Source organism: Stutzerimonas stutzeri, from assembly GCF_002890915.1.
GTDB classification, from domain to species: domain Bacteria; phylum Pseudomonadota; class Gammaproteobacteria; order Pseudomonadales; family Pseudomonadaceae; genus Stutzerimonas; species Stutzerimonas stutzeri_AF.
In genome coordinates this window covers 238,894-256,221 of sequence record NZ_POUT01000004.1, presented here as the reverse complement: position 1 = coordinate 256,221, position 17,328 = coordinate 238,894, and the positions used below count along the sequence as shown (strand labels likewise).

General features: G+C 64.2%; 13 protein-coding genes. 11 read left to right on the top strand and 2 right to left on the bottom strand.

The window, feature by feature from the left end; translation table 11 throughout:
- Positions 1-104: 104 nt before the first annotated feature.
- Complete coding sequence (locus CXK94_RS10115; RefSeq protein ID WP_102894242.1) at positions 105-3,077, bottom strand: EAL domain-containing protein; 2,973 nt, start codon at positions 3,075-3,077, stop codon at positions 105-107.
- Positions 3,078-3,129: 52 nt separating this feature from the next.
- Positions 3,130-4,011 carry a LysR family transcriptional regulator gene (locus CXK94_RS10110; protein ID WP_037037614.1) on the bottom strand — a complete coding sequence of 294 codons (882 nt, stop codon included), beginning with the start codon at positions 4,009-4,011 and terminating at the stop codon, positions 3,130-3,132.
- A 147-nt stretch (positions 4,012-4,158) separates the two neighbouring features.
- On the opposite strand from CXK94_RS10110, the gene leuC reads away from it, so the two are divergent.
- From leuC to CXK94_RS10055, 11 genes are all read left to right on the top strand, one after another.
- Positions 4,159-5,586 (top strand): 3-isopropylmalate dehydratase large subunit, encoded by a 1,428-nt coding sequence (leuC, locus tag CXK94_RS10105; protein WP_037037582.1) that lies wholly within the window; start codon positions 4,159-4,161, stop codon positions 5,584-5,586.
- 11 nt (positions 5,587-5,597) lie between these two features.
- Positions 5,598-6,245: a 3-isopropylmalate dehydratase small subunit gene (gene leuD, locus CXK94_RS10100; RefSeq protein WP_102894241.1), complete on the top strand. Its 648-nt coding sequence runs from the start codon at positions 5,598-5,600 to the stop codon at positions 6,243-6,245.
- A gap of 183 nt (positions 6,246-6,428) precedes the next feature.
- Positions 6,429-7,511: a 3-isopropylmalate dehydrogenase gene (leuB, locus tag CXK94_RS10095; protein WP_102894240.1), complete on the top strand. Its 1,083-nt coding sequence runs from the start codon at positions 6,429-6,431 to the stop codon at positions 7,509-7,511.
- Between the two features lie 54 nt (positions 7,512-7,565).
- Positions 7,566-8,678: an aspartate-semialdehyde dehydrogenase gene (gene asd / locus CXK94_RS10090; RefSeq protein ID WP_102894239.1), complete on the top strand. Its 1,113-nt coding sequence runs from the start codon at positions 7,566-7,568 to the stop codon at positions 8,676-8,678.
- Positions 8,679-8,817: 139 nt separating this feature from the next.
- Positions 8,818-9,828 carry an aspartate-semialdehyde dehydrogenase gene (locus CXK94_RS10085; RefSeq protein WP_102894238.1) on the top strand — a complete coding sequence of 337 codons (1,011 nt, stop codon included), beginning with the start codon at positions 8,818-8,820 and terminating at the stop codon, positions 9,826-9,828.
- A 144-nt stretch (positions 9,829-9,972) separates the two neighbouring features.
- Positions 9,973-12,717, top strand: a complete 2,745-nt coding sequence (locus CXK94_RS10080; protein WP_102894237.1) for a FimV/HubP family polar landmark protein — start codon at positions 9,973-9,975, stop codon at positions 12,715-12,717.
- 2 nt (positions 12,718-12,719) lie between these two features.
- Positions 12,720-13,583, top strand: a complete 864-nt coding sequence (gene truA, locus CXK94_RS10075; RefSeq protein WP_102894236.1) for a tRNA pseudouridine(38-40) synthase TruA — start codon at positions 12,720-12,722, stop codon at positions 13,581-13,583.
- A gap of 90 nt (positions 13,584-13,673) precedes the next feature.
- Positions 13,674-14,297, top strand: coding sequence for a phosphoribosylanthranilate isomerase (locus CXK94_RS10070; protein ID WP_102894235.1), 624 nt, complete (start codon positions 13,674-13,676; stop codon positions 14,295-14,297).
- 214 nt (positions 14,298-14,511) lie between these two features.
- Positions 14,512-15,405: an acetyl-CoA carboxylase, carboxyltransferase subunit beta gene (gene accD, locus CXK94_RS10065; protein WP_102894234.1), complete on the top strand. Its 894-nt coding sequence runs from the start codon at positions 14,512-14,514 to the stop codon at positions 15,403-15,405.
- A complete protein-coding gene (gene folC, locus CXK94_RS10060) occupies positions 15,402-16,700 on the top strand; it encodes a bifunctional tetrahydrofolate synthase/dihydrofolate synthase (RefSeq protein ID WP_102894233.1) in 1,299 nt (432 codons plus the stop codon). The genes accD and folC overlap by 4 nt, the downstream gene beginning before the upstream one ends.
- A complete protein-coding gene (locus tag CXK94_RS10055; protein ID WP_102894232.1) occupies positions 16,684-17,292 on the top strand; it encodes an SPOR domain-containing protein in 609 nt (202 codons plus the stop codon). The genes folC and CXK94_RS10055 overlap by 17 nt, the downstream gene beginning before the upstream one ends.
- The last annotated feature ends 36 nt before the right edge of the window (positions 17,293-17,328 follow it).

Sequence of the window (17,328 nt, the reverse complement as noted above, 5' to 3'; positions counted from 1 at the left end):
CGTCTGGGGGACGCCCAGTCCTCGCTGCGATGCTCTGCTGCGGCGGATCGCCGGCAAGCCGGCTCCTACAGCGATTCGGGGCGCTGCGGCGCCCTTTTTCGTGGTTAGCGGCCAGCCTCCAGCAGCTCGCGGAAGCAGGCGACGGGCAGCGGGCGGCTGAACAGATAGCCCTGGTAGAGGTGGCAGCCCTGCCGCTGGAGCAGGTCCAGCTGGGCCCGTTGCTCGACGCCCTCGGCGATGACCTCGAGGCCCAGACTGGAGGCCATGGCGACGATGGCGCGGATGATTTCCGCATCGTTGCCATCGGCGATCGCGTCGCGCACGAACGACTGGTCGATTTTCAGCAGGTCCACCGGCAGACGCTTGAGATAGGTGAGCGACGAATAGCCGGTGCCGAAATCGTCCATGGCGAAGCCGATGCCGAGTTTTCGCAGGCGGCGCATCTTGGCGATGGTGTCGTCCAGGTGCTGGATGACGATGCTTTCGGTGATTTCCAGTTTCACCATCTGGCGCGGCAAGCCACTTTTGTCCAGGGCCAGGACGACGCGTTCGACGAAGTCGTTCTGGCGGAACTGCCGCGGGCTGATATTGATGCACAGGCTGAAAGCGGCAGGATCGACCAGGCCGTCTTCGATCAGTGCCGCGCCGATTCGGCAGGCCTCGTCGATAACCCAACTGCCCACCTCGGGCAGCAGGGCGCCTTCTTCCAGGACCTGGATGAACGCCGCGGGCGTCTGCATGCCCTGCCGCGGGTGCTGCCAGCGTAACAGCGCCTCGGCGCCGATGATCTGGCCGTTGCGGGCATCCACCTGCGGCTGCAGGTGCAGCTCGAATTCGTTGCGTAGCAACGCCTGACGCAGTTCGTTCTCCAGCCGCAGGCGCGCGCTGGCGGCTTCCTGCATGGTGTTGCGGAACAGCTGGATGGCGTTGCGCCCGGCGTCCTTGGCCCGGTAGAGGGCGATGTCGGCGCGCTTGAGCAGGTCGGCCGGCGTCGCCCCGTGATCGGGAATCAGGGCGATGCCGATGCTCGGCGTGACCTGCAGGCGGTGGCCTTCGAACTGCATGGGCTCGGCGAGCAGTTTGCGCAGCTTCTCCGCCACCTGGCGGACATGGCGGGTGACTTCCGAGCGTCGGCCGGTGAGACCGGTCAGCAGCACGACGAACTCGTCGCCGCCGAGCCGCGCCACGGTGTCCTCCTGGCGAATGCTGGCTTCCAGCCGCGCGGTGACCATTCTCAGCACGGCGTCGCCGACCGGATGCCCGAGCGAGTCGTTGATGTGCTTGAAATGATCGAGGTCGAGGAACAGCAGGGCGCCCCGCAGGTCGTGGCGCTGGTGCAGCGCGCTGTGCTGGGTCAGGCGGTCCATCAGCAGTGCGCGGTTGGGCAGGTTGGTCAGCGGGTCGTGGTAGGCCATGTGATGGACCTGCGCCTGCGCCGCCTTGAGCTCGCCGATGTCGCGGGCGGTGAGCAGCAGGCAGTCCATGCCGTCGAGTTCGATGGGTTCGACCGAGACCTCGATGTGCTTGATCCGCCCGTCGCGGTCCATGCCACGCATTTCACGGTTGCTCAGGCGCCCCTCGCGCTCGATCGCCTCGATGATTTCCTGGCGCTGGGACTCGGGCCAGACGCGCAATTCGTGCGCGGTGCGGCCGATCACCTCGTCCATGCGATAGCCGGACAGCCGGCAGAAGCCTTCATTGACCTCGATGTAGCGGCCGCTGGCGCGCTCGGTGATGGTGATGGCGTCCGGGCTGGCGCGAAACGCCTTGGCGAACTTCGCTTCGCTCGCGCGCAGCGCCGCTTCGGCCTGCTTGCGTTTGGTGATGTCGCGAAAGGTGGTGATGATGCACAGCCTGCGCTCGACCCGAATGAAGCGGCTGGACACCACGCAGGTGATCGATTCGCCATCGCGCGAGCGGAACTCGGCCTCGGCATTTTCCAGCGATTGCTCCGCGGTCAGTTGTGCGTAAAGCGTCTGGCGCCGCCGCTCATCGCGCCAGAAGCCGATTTCCGGCGCGGTGCGGCCGACGATGTCCTGCGGCTGCCAGCCGAAGGTCTTGCTGAAGCTGGGGTTGATTTCCAGGAAGCTGCCGTCGCGGATGCGCGAGACGCAGATGGGGTCCGGGCTGCCCTGGAACAGCGTGGCGAATTTTTCCTCCGAGGCGCTCAAGTGCTGTTCGCGCAGCACGCGCTCGGTGATGTCCATGATGATGCCGGCCATGCGCAGCGGGCGGCCTTCGGCGTCCCGGTAGAGCTTGGCGGTGCTTTCCAGGTGCCGGGTGCCGCCGCTTGCCGACTGGGCGCGGTAGATGACCTGGTACTGCTCGATGCGGCCCGCGAGCAGATCGCTGTAGGCGTGGCGCATCTTCTGCCGGTCCTCGGTCGGTACATGGGCGAAGAACTCGCGGAACGAGCCATGATAGGGGCCTTCCATGGTCCCTTGCAGGTCCGAGGCGCGCGCCGATGCATAGAGCATGTCGCTGGGAATATGCCATTCCCAGGTGCCCAGCTGGACGGACTCGAGGGCCAGTTGCAGCCGCTCCTGGCTCTGCTGCAGCGCCTCGGCCTGCTGGCGCTGTTCGGTATTGTCGCGAATCACGCCGATCAGCATCGGCTGTTCGGCCGCTTCGGCGCCGTGGCGCTGCCCGGTGAGTTCCAGCCAGTGCAGGCTGCCGTCCGGCCAGCGGACCCGGTGTTCCAGGCGCAGGTGCCGGTCGTCGTTGTGCAGTGCCGCCTCGAAGACCTGGCCGACCGTCTCGCGGTCCTCTTCGGCGACCAGCTCCAGGTAGCCGGCGATGCCTGTGGCGAACTCCGGCCCGCCATCGAGCCCGAACAGGTCCTGGCTGCGGGGCGACCAGTAGAGCCTGCCGGTTTTCAGCTCCCAGGCCCAGACGCCGAAGCGGGCATCACCGAGCACCGCCAGCAGGTGAGCGGTGTCGTTCCAGGGATGCCCTTGCGGGATGGCGAGGTCGAACGGGCGGGTGCGGGAGCGAGACGAGGCGCTGTGGTTGCGGTCTTCCTGGTTGTGCGTGGCAGATGAAGACGGGGTGTCGGCGATGGACGAGTGATCGGTCATTTATGGCCGTTCCGCTTATTGTTATGGATCGACGTTATCCGTTGGCCAGGGCTCAGCGCAAGCGGTCCTTGTCGGCATCCAGCAGGGCCATGAAGGCCTTGGCGGCATTGGAAAGGGTGCGTTCGGTGTGCAGGATGTAACCCAGTTGCCGTGACAGCTGGATGCCCGGCAGCGGCAGGCGCACCACCTGCTCGTCGAGCATGCTGCGCGGCAGCACGCTCCAGGCGATGCCGATGGAGACCATCATCTTGATCGTCTCCATATAGTTGGTGCTCATGGCGATATTGGGCGTCAGCCCCTCACGCTCGAACAAGCGCTGGGCGATGTGGTGGGTGAAGGTATTGCCGCCGGGGAATACCGCCGGATGGCCGGCTACATCGGCCAGGGTGATGTCGGGCTTCTGCGCCAGCGGGTGCTCGGGCGCGACGACGAAATCCAGCGGGTCGTCCCAGACCTTGACCGCCTGGATGGGCGCGGCCGTCTGCGGGGCCAGGGTGATGACCGCGAGTTCTGCACGGCCATGCAGTACTTCTTCGTACGCTATTTCCGAATCCAGGAAGCGGATATCCAGACTCACCTGTGGATGCGCGCGGGTAAAGGCGCGCAGCAGCGGCGGCAAGCGATGCAGGCCGATGTGATGGCTGGTCGCCAGGCTCAGGCGCCCGCCGATGTCGCCGTTGAGGTTGGTCAAGGCGCGGCGGGTGTCGTCCAGTACATTGAGTATCTGGTAGGCCCGCGGGAGCAGGGCACGGCCGGCTTCGGTCAGGCTGATCTCGCGGCCCAGGCGGTCGAACAGGCGCACGTCGAGCTGCATTTCCAGTGCCGCGATGCGTTTGCTCACGGCTGGCTGGGTCAGGTGCAGACGTTCCGCGGCCAGCGAGAAGCTGCCGGTTTCCGCGATGGCGATGAAGGCGTTGAGGTTGGCGAGATCCATCATTCCCCTCGCGTTGATGGTGATTCCTGTAAGGAATGCTTTGGATAAAAAATATGAATTTGAGTAATTCAATGCAAGCCCATAGCATCACCCTCATAAGCGCAAGGGCTATTCGCCCCGCATAGAAAGCAGATGAGGAAAAGTCCGATGGCCGGCAAGACGCTCTACGACAAGCTCTGGGAAATGCACGAGGTGAAGCGGCGCGACGATGGTTCGTCGCTGATCTACATCGACCGTCACATCCTCCACGAAGTGACCTCGCCGCAGGCCTTCGAAGGGCTGCGCCTGGCCAACCGCAAGCCGTGGCGCATCGACGCCAACATCGCCACCCCGGACCACAACGTGCCGACCACCAAGGGCGAGCGTCAGGGCGGCCTGGAAGCCATCGCCGACGAGGTCTCGCGCATCCAGGTGCAGACCCTCGACGAGAACTGCGATGACTTCGGCATCCTCGAATTCAAGATGAACGACGTGCGCCAGGGCATCGTCCACGTCATCGGCCCGGAGCAGGGCGCGACCCTGCCAGGCATGACCGTGGTCTGCGGTGACTCGCACACCTCGACCCACGGCGCCTTCGGCGCGCTGGCCCATGGCATCGGTACCTCCGAGGTCGAGCACGTGCTCGCCACCCAGTGCCTGGTGGCCAAGAAGATGAAGAACATGCAGGTGCGCGTCGAAGGCCAACTGCCGTTCGGTGTCACCGCCAAGGACATCGTGCTGGCCGTGATCGGCAAGATCGGCACCGCCGGCGGCAATGGCCACGCGCTGGAATTTGCCGGCAGCGCCATTCGCGAGCTGTCCATGGAAGGCCGCATGACCCTCTGCAACATGGCCATCGAGGCCGGTGCCCGCGTGGGCATGGTCGCCGTGGACGAGAAGACCATCGCCTATGTCGAAGGGCGCCCGTACGCACCGAAGGGCGCCGATTGGGACAAGGCCGTTGCGCTGTGGAAGGGCCTGGTTTCCGATGCCGATGCCGTGTTCGATACCGTCGTCGAGCTCAAGGCCGAAGAGATCAAGCCGCAGGTCAGCTGGGGCACTTCGCCGGAGATGGTGCTGGCGGTCGACCAGAACGTGCCGGACCCGGCCGTCGAGGCCGATCCGGTCAAGCGCGACTCCATCGTCCGTGCGCTGAAGTACATGGGCCTGGCGGCCAACCAGCCGATCACCGAGATCAAGCTGGACCGCGTGTTCATCGGCTCCTGCACCAACTCGCGGATCGAGGATCTGCGGGCCGCCGCCGAAGTCGCCAAGGGGCGCAAGGTCGCCGCGAACGTCAAGCAGGCGATGGTGGTGCCGGGCTCGGGCCTGGTCAAGCAGCAGGCCGAGGCCGAGGGGTTGGACAAGATCTTCCTCGAGGCCGGCTTCGAGTGGCGCGAGCCGGGCTGCTCCATGTGCCTGGCGATGAACCCGGACAAGCTGGGCAGCGGCGAGCATTGCGCCTCGACCTCCAACCGCAACTTCGAAGGCCGCCAGGGTGCCGGCGGGCGTACCCACCTGGTCAGCCCGGCCATGGCCGCCGCCGCGGCGGTGACCGGTCACTTCATCGATGTGCGCGAACTGATCCAGGCCTGAGGAGAGAACCGATGAAAGCCTTTACCCAACACACCGGCCTGGTCTGCCCGCTGGATCGCGCGAACGTCGATACCGACCAGATCATTCCCAAGCAGTTTCTCAAGTCCATCAAGCGCACCGGCTTCGGCCCCAACCTGTTCGACGAATGGCGTTACCTGGACGTCGGCCAGCCGAACCAGGACTGCTCGCAGCGTCCGCTGAACCAGGACTTCGTGCTGAACTTCCCGCGCTACCAGGGCGCCAGTGTGCTGCTGGCGCGCGAGAACTTCGGCTGCGGCTCCTCCCGCGAGCATGCGCCGTGGGCGCTGGACGAGTATGGTTTTCGCACCATCATCGCGCCGAGCTTCGCCGACATCTTCTACAACAACAGCTTCAAGAACGGCCTGTTGCCGATCGTGCTGAAGGAAGAGGAGGTGGACGAGCTGTTCCAGCAGGCCGAGGCGACCGAAGGTTACCAGCTGACCGTCGATCTGGCTGCGCAGACCGTTACCCGTCCGGACGGCAAGCAATACGGCTTCGAGGTCGATGCCTTCCGCAAGCACTGCCTGCTCAATGGTCTGGACGATATCGGCCTGACCCTGCAGGACGCCGAGGCGATCAAGGCCTTCGAAGTTCGCCACCAGCAGAGCCAGCCTTGGTTGTTCGGCGCGATCAAGTAGTCTGTACGACAAGCAGGGTGGGGTTCGGTCTCATCCTGCGGAAAGATCCTCGCAATGGCGCCTCGACTGCTCGGCGCCATTCGGCAACGCAAAAAAGCCGAGGCTGGTGCCGAACGAAAAACCAGGTGGGCTCAGCCCATCGGTACGCCCTGCCTCGATGTGACCTCTTATAAGGAATAGGAAATGTCCAAACAGATTCTGGTTCTCCCCGGCGATGGCATCGGCCCGGAAATCATGGCCGAGGCAGTCAAGGTGCTGCAGCTGGCCAGTGACAAGTTCGATCTGGGCTTCGAGCTGAGCTATGACGAGCTGGGTGGTGCGGCCGTAGACAAGTACGGTGTGCCGCTGGCCGACGAAACGCTGGAGCGCGCCCGCGCCGCTGACGCCATTCTGCTGGGCGCGGTCGGCGGGCCCAAGTGGGACACCATCGATCCGGCCATCCGTCCGGAGCGTGGTCTGCTGAAGATCCGTTCCCAGTTGGGCCTGTTCGGCAACCTGCGGCCGGCGCTGCTCTATCCGCAGTTGGCTGGGGCCTCGTCGCTCAAGCCGGAAATCGTCGCCGGGCTGGATATCCTCATCGTGCGCGAACTGACCGGCGGCATCTACTTCGGCCAGCCGCGCGAGAGCAAGGTGCTGGAGAACGGCGAGCGCATGGCGTACGACACGCTGCCGTACAGCGAGAGCGAGATCCGCCGCATCGCCAAGGTCGGTTTCGACATGGCCATGGTGCGCAACAAGAAGCTCTGCTCGGTGGACAAGGCGAATGTGCTGGCTTCCAGTCAGCTGTGGCGCGCGGTCGTCGAGGAAGTCGCCAAGGACTACCCGGAAGTCGAACTCAGCCATATGTATGTCGATAACGCGGCCATGCAGCTGGTGCGCGCGCCGAAGCAGTTCGACGTAATCGTCACCGACAACATGTTCGGCGACATCCTGTCGGACGAGGCCTCCATGCTCACCGGCTCCATCGGCATGCTGCCGTCCGCCTCGCTGGATGCCGGCAACAAAGGCATGTACGAACCGTGTCATGGCTCGGCACCGGACATCGCCGGCAAAGGTATCGCCAACCCGTTGGCGACCATTCTTTCCGTTTCGATGATGCTGCGTTACAGCTTCAACCAGGTCGCGGCGGCCGATGCCATCGAACAGGCGGTAAGCGATGTGCTCGATCAGGGCCTGCGTACTGGCGACATCTGGTCCGAAGGTTGTAACAAAGTCGGTACTCAGGCGATGGGTGATGCAGTAGTCGCGGCCCTCGCGAAGTTGTAATCTTTCGGCCCGCCTTAATCTGCGCGGGCCACTTTTTCTATAGGTGTAGTTGCGATGAAACGTGTAGGTCTGATCGGTTGGCGCGGTATGGTCGGTTCCGTGCTCATGCAGCGGATGCTGGAAGAGCGGGACTTCGACCTGATCGAGCCTGTGTTCTTCACCACCTCCAACGTTGGCGGCCAGGGCCCCGATATTGGCAAGGAAACCGCTGCGCTGAAGGACGCCTACAGCATCGACGAGTTGAAAGGTCTCGATGTGATCCTGACCTGCCAGGGCGGCGACTACACCAACGAAGTCTTCCCCAAGCTGCGCGAAGCCGGCTGGCAGGGCTACTGGATCGACGCAGCCTCGGCCCTGCGCATGCAGGACGACGCGGTGATCGTGCTCGACCCGGTGAACCGCCGCGTGATCGACCAGCAGCTGGATGCCGGGACCAAGAACTATATCGGCGGCAACTGCACCGTCAGCCTGGCGCTGATGGGGCTGGGTGGCCTGTTCGAGGCCGGCCTGGTGGAGTGGATGAGCGCCATGACTTATCAGGCGGCGTCCGGTGCCGGCGCGCAGAACATGCGCGAGCTGATCAAGCAGATGGGTGCCATCAATGCGGCGGTGGCCGACGACCTGCTCAATCCCGCCAGCGCCATTCTCGACATCGACCGCAAGGTGGCCGAAACCCAGCGTAGCGAGGCCTTCCCGGTCGACAATTTCGGCGTGCCGCTGGCCGGCAGCCTGATCCCCTACATCGACAAGGAGCTGCCGAACGGGCAGAGCCGCGAGGAGTGGAAGGCACAGGCCGAAACCAACAAGATCCTTGGTCGCTTCAAGAACCCGATTCCGGTCGATGGTATCTGCGTACGTGTCGGGGCCATGCGTTGCCACAGTCAGGCGCTGACCATCAAGCTGAACAAGGATGTGCCGATCTCCGACATCGAGGGGCTGATCAGCCAGCACAACCCCTGGGTCAAGCTGGTGCCGAATCATCGCGATGCCAGCATGCAGGACCTGAGTCCGGCTGCCGTCACCGGCACCCTGAACGTGCCGGTTGGCCGCCTGCGCAAGCTCAACATGGGGTCGCACTACCTGGGCGCCTTCACCGTGGGCGACCAGTTGCTGTGGGGCGCCGCGGAGCCGCTGCGGCGCATGCTGCGAATCCTGCTGGAACGTTGATCGCTTGCCCGATGGGTGAAAAAAAACGCCGCGACCCGATCGCGGCGTTTTCATTTGTCTCGATGTGCCGCTTGGCAGTGGTGCTTGCAGCATGCGGCCATTTCGCTACAGTGCCGGTCCGTAATGCTTGGAGGTGGCGATGCCCTCGCGTGTTGATGTTGCAGTAGTCGGTGCCAGCAGCCTGGTTGGCGAGGCGCTGCTGGAAGTGCTCGAAGAGCGTGATTTCCCGGTCGCGGAGTTGTATCTGCTGGATGCTGCCGATTCCGTCGGGCAGGCGCACGCGTTCAAGGGGCGTAACCTGCGGGTGCGTGATACCGCCGGGTTCGATTTCACCAAGGCGCGCCTGGTATTTTTCGCATGCGATGCGGACTTGGCCGCCAGCCATTGGGAAGTGGCTGCGGCGGCGGGCTGCCTGATGGTCGATCTGAGCGGCGCTTGTTCGGTAGATGATCTGCCGTGCCTGGTGCCCGAAGTGAATGGCGGATTGCTCGACACATTGCACGATTGTCGTGCCGTCGCCAGCCCGCTCCCCGAGGCTGTGGCGCTGAGCACCTTGCTCGCGCCCGTCCGCCAGCAGCTGGACGTGCAGCGCGTCTCGGTCACGGCCTGCCTGCCGGTTTCCACACGCGGGCGCGCCGGGGTGAACGAGCTGGCCCGACAGACCGCCGAGTTGTTGAATGCGCGTCCCCTGGAACCGCGGGTTTTCGATCGGCAGGTTGCTTTCAACATGCTGGCGCAGACCGAAGAGGTCGACGCCCAAGGACATGCTCGGCAGGAGCGGCGTCTGGTCGACGAGCTCCGGCAGTTGCTGGGGCTCCCCGAGCTGGCTGTGGCCGTTACGTTCGTGCAGGCGCCGGTTTTCTTCGGAGAAAGCCTTGTGCTGTCCTTGTTGAGCCGGGAAAGCGTGGATGTCGACCGGTTGTCGGCGGCGCTGGACGCAGCGCCGGGCATCGAGCTGGTGGAGGCCGGTGACTATCCGACAGTCGTCGGTGACGCGGTTGGGCAGGATGTCATCTATGTGGGCAGGCTGCGCCGGGGAATGAATGACCCGCGCGAACTCAATTTGTGGATTGTGTCTGATAACGTGCGAAAAGGCGCGGCACTGAATGCCGTGCAGTCTGGTGAGTTGTTGATAAAACACTACCTGTAAAAGATACTTACTCGAAATTCGAAGAATAATTCTAGCCGATGCGCTGAACGGCTTATCGCTGATGGGGAGCCACCACGAGGTGGCGCGGGCAGTGGCATAAGACCCTCTCGAAGTTCGAGAAAAAGATAAACAAGGGATTAAATAATGGTTCGGGTTCGCAATCTGGTGCTGGCAATCGCGGCTGCTACCGCGCTGACTACAGAAATGGCCCATGCGCTTGGGTTGGGAGAGGTCACGCTTCAGTCGTCATTGAATCAACCGCTGGTCGCGGAAATCGAGCTGCTGGATGCCGATAATCTGGCTCCGGGCGAAGTGGTTCCGGTACTTGCTTCCCAGGAGGATTTCAGCCGGGCCGGTATCGATCGTCAGTATTTTCTGACCGATCTGAAGTTCACCCCCGTACTGCGTCCGAATGGCAAGAGTGTCATTCAGGTTTCCTCCAGCAAGCCGGTGCGTGAGCCCTATCTCAACTTCCTGGTAGAGGTCCTCTGGCCCAGCGGTCGCCTGCTTCGCGAGTACACCCTGCTGCTCGACCCGCCCCTGTACTCCCCGGAAACTGCCGTTGCCGTCGCGCCGCAGCTGCCGATCGCCGCCCCGGCGCCGAGTATCGCCCCGGCTCGTCCTGCTCCGGCTCGCCAGCCTGCCGCTGCGCCAGCGGTGACCGGCGTCTCCACGGCTGCCGTCTCGCAAGGTGGCAACGAATACCGCACGTCGGCCCGCGACACACTCTGGGAAATCGCCGAGCAGAATCGTCGTGGTGGAACCGTGCACCAGACGATGCTGGCCATCCAGGACCTGAATCCGAACGCCTTCATCGATGGCAATATCAACCGCATGAAGAGCGGGCAGGTACTGCGCCTGCCTGACGCCGAGCAGATCGGCAGTCGCTCCCAGGCTGAGGCCATCAGCCAGGTTGCACAACAGAACGCAGCCTGGCGCCAGTCCAGAAGCGGTGCCGTTGCCGGTACGCGCCAGCTGGATGCAACGCGTCGCACCGAGGCAGGAGCCGCACCGTCGCGTAGCGAGACCGGCGACAGTCTGCGCCTGGTTGCCGCCGATGCGGGCAAGTCGACGGCAGGCAGCGATACCGGCTCCGGTGATAACGACCAGGCTCTGCGTGACAAGCTTGCCGTCACCCAGGAAAGCCTGGACTCCAGCCGCCGTGAAAACGATGAATTGAAGGATCGCTTGAATGACCTGCAGGGCCAGCTGGAGAAGCTCCAGCGGTTGATGCAGCTCAAGGATGATCAGCTCGCCAAGTTCCAGGCGCAGTTGGCGGCCGATGGCCAGGCTGTCGATGCGCCGAGCCCAGAAGGGGCTTCGACCGACGGTGATTCCGCCGATCCTGCGGACGGCCCCGCGGCGAGCGGCAACGAGCAACCGACCGGGCAGGGCGCAGCAGCGGTACCCGCCGAGCCTCCGGCCGCAGCCAAGCCGGCGCCAAAGCCGGCTCCCGCCAAACCGGCGCCAAAGCCAGCACCTGCCAAGCCGGCAGCACCCGTCCGCGAGCCCGAGCCGAAGGGGCTGATCGACGATCTTCTATCCAATACGCTACTGCTCGGGGTTCTCGGCGGTAGCGCGCTGCTATTGCTGCTGGTCGGGCTGATGGCCTTGTCCCGGCGTAACGCCATGAAGGAGGCGGAGCTGCAGGAAAGCCTGCTGGCCGATAGCGTCGTGGACAATCTGGAGGTCGGCACGCCGGCATATGCCGACATCGGCGAGGAGCATCGCCAGCCGGCCCCGCTTTCCGCTATCGCCGAACCTGCCCAGACCGTTGACGAGCTTGCGCCGTCGACTGGTGATGCACTGGCCGAGGCAGAGATCTACATCGCCTACGGTCGCTTCAATCAGGCAGCCGAGCTGCTGCAGAACGCCCTCAACGATGAGCCTCAGCGCAGCGACCTGCGACTCAAGCTCATGGAAGTCTATGCGGAGTTGGGTAACCGCGATGGCTTTGCCCGCGAAGAAGCCGAATTGCGTGAGATCGGTGGCGCCTCCCATGATGTCGAACAGCTGAAGCGCAAGTACCCGGCAATGGTCGTAGCCGGCGGCGCGGCCGCAGCGGCGGTGGCTGCCAGCCAGCTGGACGTGGACAGTCTCGATCTCGACGACCTTGACCTTGACGAGCCGGTAGCGCCGGTGGCGGGGCAGGATCTCGATGATGCGTTCGACTTGAGCCTGGATGATCTGGATATCGATCTGAACGATGAGCGTCCGACTGTCGAACCCGTTGCCAAGCAAGAAGATGACCTCTCTCTGGATGACCTGATGTTGGATGAAGAGCCGTTGGCCACGACTGGTTCGCAGGCGGCGAGCGATTTTTCCTTCGATCTCGAGGATGAGGCTGGGCAAGATCAGACTCGTTCCGATGAGCTGGCAGCAGATTTTTCTTTCGATCTGGAGAACGAGGCCGACAAGCCCCTGGCCGATGAAGACTTTTCGCTGAACCTGGACGGCGAGTCTGCAGGCGCCCCGGCTTCTGCCGATGGCGATGAGCTCGACTTCGCATTGGCTGAACCCAGCGCTGGCGCCGCCGAGCTGCCGGACGATTTCGACCTTTCGCTGGAAGATGCGCAGCTCGAGCCCCAAGCCGACAGCTTTGCCGAACAGCTGGAGGAAGTGGAGGCCGAACTGCAGGGCTTGTCCCATGACCTGGAGCAGCCGGCTCAAGCCACGGTGGCACCAGCCGCCACTGCCGCCGACGAGTTGGACGAGGATTTCGATTTCTTCTCCGATACCGACGAAACCACCACCAAGCTGGATCTCGCCAGAGCCTATATCGACATGGGCGACGCCGAAGGTGCGCGTGACATTCTCGATGAGGTCATTACCGAGGGTAGCGATGCACAGCAGCAAGAGGCGCGAGAGATGCTCGCCAAATTAGCCTGACCATGACCCAAGCAGTACCCGAAGCGGCAGCCGACAAGGCTGCCGTTGGCATTTCCAGAATCGCCCTTGGTATCGAATACAAGGGTTCCCGCTATCGTGGTTTCCAGCGCCAGCGTGCAGGCGTTCCCTCGATCCAGGAATCACTCGAAACCGCCTTGAGCAAGGTGGCCGGCGGTCATCCCGTCGTGCTCAGCTGTGCTGGACGGACCGATGCGCTGGTCCATGCGAGCGGCCAGGTTGTGCACTTCGATACCCCCGTGCAGCGCAGCATGCATGCCTGGACGATGGGGGCGAACATGAATCTGCCGCCGGATATCAGCGTCACCTGGGCCCAGGAGATGCCGAGTCACTTCGATGCGCGTTTCAGTGCCATGGCTCGTCGTTATCGCTACGTGATCTACAACGATCAGATTCGGCCGGCTCATCTGGCCGAAGAGGTGACCTGGAATCATCGCCCACTGGACATCGAGCTGATGCGAGCCGCGGCCAGGGCGTTCGTGGGGACCCACGATTTCAGTGCATTTCGCGCGCGGCAATGCCAGGCCAAGTCGCCGATCAAGACCATTCATCATCTCGAACTGCTCGAATATGGCCGCCTGATCGTCATGGATGTGCGCGCCAATGCATTCTTGCACCATATGGTGCGCAATTTTGCCGGCGTGCTGATGACGATAGGTGCCGGCGAACGGCCGGTGGAATGGGCTCGAGAGGTTCTGGAATCGCGCATACGCCGGAAGGGCGGCGTCACGGCGCATCCCTATGGGCTTTATCTGGTCGAGGTGGAATATCCCGAGGAGTTCGTCCTGCCCAAGCGTTTTCTCGGGCCGCATTTCCTCTCCGGCTTGCCGGACTGCGCGCGTCGATGATCTGCCAGCAGAGCGGCGTTGCGCCTATTTGCTTGCAGGCCCTGGGTCTTTTGTTACCATCCGGTTTCTTTACCAACAGGTAGGCATCCGTTGTCAGTCGTTCGCAGCAAGATTTGTGGAATCACGCGTGTCGAGGACGCACTGGTCGCCGCCGAGGCCGGGGCCGATGCCATTGGCCTGGTGTTCTACGCCCACAGCCCGCGCGCGGTCAGCGTCCAGCAGGCACGCGCAATCATCGCTGCGCTGCCGCCGTTCGTCACGACCGTGGGGCTGTTCGTCAATGCCAGTCGCTGCGAGATCAACGAGCTGCTCGAAGCCGTACCGCTGGATATGCTGCAATTTCATGGCGACGAGTCGCCCGCCGATTGCGAGGGCTACCACCGTCCGTGGTTCAAGGCGCTGCGGGTCGGCAATGGCGAGGATATCGCCGCGCAGGTCGCACGTTATCCGAACGCCAGTGCCATCCTGCTCGATACCTTCGTTGCGGGCGTGCCGGGTGGTACGGGAGAGCGCTTCGACTGGTCGCTGATCCCGCCTGCCTTGTCCAAGCCGCTGATCCTTGCCGGGGGGCTGACCGCGGACAATGTCCAGCAGGCCATCGCCCAGGTTCGTCCCTACGCGGTGGATGTCAGCGGAGGAGTGGAGGCGAGCAAGGGGATCAAGGATGCGGACAAGGTCGCGACGTTCATCCAGCGTGTGCGCTCGGCCATGTGACGCCAGGGCAGCCGTGGCCGTCCAGTAACGAGTCGCTGGCGAGGCCAGCACCGGGTTTGGCGATTCCTGCCGGTCGGCGGGGTCGGAATTTCGCGAGTGCGCCATCCGGCGTATCGCTCACGCGGCTGGGAGGGCTTGAATGCCTCCGGTCGCAACGATGAATCTGCCTGCAGCGCACCTGCGCTCGGGACTGGAAGCTTTGGAGAACAAGAGCATGAGCAACTGGCTGGTAGACAAACTGATCCCTTCGATCATGCGTTCGGAGACGCAGAAGAGTTCGGTGCCTGAAGGTCTGTGGCACAAGTGCCCGTCCTGCGAGGCGGTGCTGTATCGCCCCGAGCTGGAAAAGACCCTCGATGTATGCCCGAAGTGCCAGCACCACATGCGTATCGACGCCCGCACCCGGCTCGACATGTTCCTCGACGCCGAAGGGCGCGAAGAGATCGCCGCTGACCTGGAGCCCGTCGACCGCCTCAAGTTCCGCGATAGCAAGAAATACAAGGACCGTCTCTCCGCTGCACAGAAGCAGACCGGCGAGAAGGATGCCCTGGTCGCCATGAGCGGCAAGGTCGTCAACGTTCCGGTCGTCGCCTGTGCGTTCGAGTTCTCCTTCATGGGTGGATCGATGGGGGCGGTCGTCGGCGAGCGTTTCGTCCGCGCCGCCAACGTGGCGCTGGAAAAGCGCTGCCCGCTGGTATGCTTCTCCGCCTCGGGTGGCGCCCGCATGCAGGAGGCGCTGATCTCCCTGATGCAGATGGCCAAGACCTCGGCGGTGCTGGCGCGCATGCGCGAAGAGGGCCTGCCGTTCATCTCCGTGCTGACCGATCCGGTCTATGGCGGCGTTTCCGCCAGCCTGGCCATGCTCGGCGACGTCATCGTCGCGGAGCCGAAAGCACTGATCGGCTTCGCCGGCCCGCGCGTCATCGAGCAGACCGTGCGCGAGAAGCTGCCGGAAGGCTTCCAGCGCAGCGAGTTCCTGCTGGATCATGGCGCCATCGATCTGATCATCCCGCGCTCCGAGCTGCGCTCGCGCCTGTCGCGCCTGCTGGCGCAGATGCAGAAGCTGCCGTCCCCGAGCGAGCCGGCCCAGGTAACGGCCACTGCATGACCGCCCGGAGTCTGGCCGACTGGCTCGGCTATCTCGAGCAGCTGCACCCCACCGCCATCGACATGGGCCTGGAACGGGCCCGCGAGGTCGCGGCGCGGCTTGGCCTGACGCGGCCGGCTCCGCAGGTGGTCACCGTTACCGGCACCAACGGCAAGGGCTCCACTTGCGCGTTCATCGCCTCGCTCATGAGTCGTCAGGGGCTCAGGGTGGGCACCTACAATTCGCCTCATCTGCTGCGCTACAACGAGCGCGTGCAACTTGCCGGCCACGAGGCCAGCGATAGCCAGCTCTGTGAGGCTTTCGCAGCGGTCGAGGCGGCGCGCGGCGAGGTTTCGCTGACCTATTTCGAGATGGGCACGCTTGCCGCGTTCTGGCTGTTCGAGCAGGCCCGGCTGGATGCCGTGGTGCTGGAGGTCGGTCTTGGCGGCCGCCTCGATGCGGTCAATCTGGTCGATGCCGAGCTGGCCGTGATCACCAACATCGGCCTGGATCATGCCGATTGGCTGGGCGACAGTCGCGAAAGCGTCGCCTACGAAAAGGCTGGAATCCTGCGTGCAGGCAAGCCGGCGCTCTGCGGCGACCTGGATGTTCCGGCCTCGCTGCTGGAGCAGGCCGAGGCGCTGCACGCGCCGCTGCTGCTGCGAGGGCGCGATTTCGACCTGGCGATCGATCCCGAGGCATGGCACTGGCGTGGTGTCGGGCCGGCGGGGGAGCCTCTGGAACTGCACGGATTGCCGTTGCTGAGCCTGCCCATGGAAAACGCGGCGCTCGCCTTGCAGGCCTATGCCTTGCTTGGTTTACCCTGGGATTGCGCAAGCGTGGCCGAGGCATTGCTGCAGACGCACGTGGCCGGTCGTCTCGATCGCCGCCGGCTGGCATGGCAGGGCCGCGATGTCTCGCTGCTGCTGGATGTCGGACACAACCCGCATGCCGCCAGTTACCTCGCCCAGCGCCTGCAACCACTCGTGGGGCGCAGGTTCGCGGTGTTCGGCCTGCTGGCGGACAAGGACCTTGATGGTATCGTCGCCGCCTTGCACGCGTACATCGATGACTGGGCGGTGACGCCCCTGCCGACCCCGCGTACGCGGGCGTCTGCCCAGTTGGCCGAAACCCTGCTTGAGCACGGCGCATCGGTCGGCGAGTATGCGAGCGTTGCGCAGGCACTGGCGGCCCAGTGCGCCAAGGCCGGTGACTCGGACGAGGTGCTGGTCTTCGGTTCTTTCTACTGTGTGGCCGAAGCGCTGGCGTGGTTGCAAGGGCAGGTTGAGGAGAAGGGGCATGGCATTGCTGGATAAGGGATTGCTGCAACGCATGGTCGGGGCGCTGGTGCTGATTGCGCTGGCGGTCATCTTCGTGCCGATGCTGTTCACTCGGCAGGACGAGCTGCGCCATGTGACCGTCGATGCCCCGGCGATGCCGGCGGCGCCGGGAGGCGCGACCATCGAGATGCAGCCGGCCGAAGTGCCTGAGCCGCAATCGGTGCCCGAGGGCTTCGAGATCATCGAGGAAGAGGCTCCTCAGGACGCCTCGCCGGACGCGACTGGCGAAGTTTCCGAACCCGCCAAGCCCATCGAGCCGATGGAGTCGGGCGCACCGGCGAAGCCACTCGAGCCGGCCGCGGCCGAGCCCCGCCTGGACAGCAACAACCTGCCGGTCAGCTGGTCGATCCAACTGGCCAGCCTGTCCAATCGCGCCAGCGCCGAAAACCTGCAAAAGACCCTCCGGTCCCAGGGCTACAACGCCTATATCCGTACGGCGGATGGCATGAACCGCGTCTTCGTCGGGCCGCTGGTGGAGCGCGCCGAGGCCGACCGCCTGCGTGACCAGTTGCAGCGACAGCAGAAACTGGATGGCTTCGTCGTGCGCTTCAAGCCCGAGGACAGCTGAAAACCGGGCATCGACGGCGCGTAGCCGGTGCCGCCG

Coding starts and splice junctions, on each gene's coding strand:
- CXK94_RS10115 (WP_102894242.1), bottom strand. CDS start 3,077: ATGACCGATCACTCGTCCATCGCCGACACCCCGTCTTCATCTGCCACG.
- CXK94_RS10110 (WP_037037614.1), bottom strand. CDS start 4,011: ATGGATCTCGCCAACCTCAACGCCTTCATCGCCATCGCGGAAACCGGC.
- leuC (WP_037037582.1), top strand. CDS start 4,159: ATGGCCGGCAAGACGCTCTACGACAAGCTCTGGGAAATGCACGAGGTG.
- leuD (WP_102894241.1), top strand. CDS start 5,598: ATGAAAGCCTTTACCCAACACACCGGCCTGGTCTGCCCGCTGGATCGC.
- leuB (WP_102894240.1), top strand. CDS start 6,429: ATGTCCAAACAGATTCTGGTTCTCCCCGGCGATGGCATCGGCCCGGAA.
- asd (WP_102894239.1), top strand. CDS start 7,566: ATGAAACGTGTAGGTCTGATCGGTTGGCGCGGTATGGTCGGTTCCGTG.
- CXK94_RS10085 (WP_102894238.1), top strand. CDS start 8,818: ATGCCCTCGCGTGTTGATGTTGCAGTAGTCGGTGCCAGCAGCCTGGTT.
- CXK94_RS10080 (WP_102894237.1), top strand. CDS start 9,973: ATGGTTCGGGTTCGCAATCTGGTGCTGGCAATCGCGGCTGCTACCGCG.
- truA (WP_102894236.1), top strand. CDS start 12,720: ATGACCCAAGCAGTACCCGAAGCGGCAGCCGACAAGGCTGCCGTTGGC.
- accD (WP_102894234.1), top strand. CDS start 14,512: ATGAGCAACTGGCTGGTAGACAAACTGATCCCTTCGATCATGCGTTCG.
- folC (WP_102894233.1), top strand. CDS start 15,402: ATGACCGCCCGGAGTCTGGCCGACTGGCTCGGCTATCTCGAGCAGCTG.
- CXK94_RS10055 (WP_102894232.1), top strand. CDS start 16,684: ATGGCATTGCTGGATAAGGGATTGCTGCAACGCATGGTCGGGGCGCTG.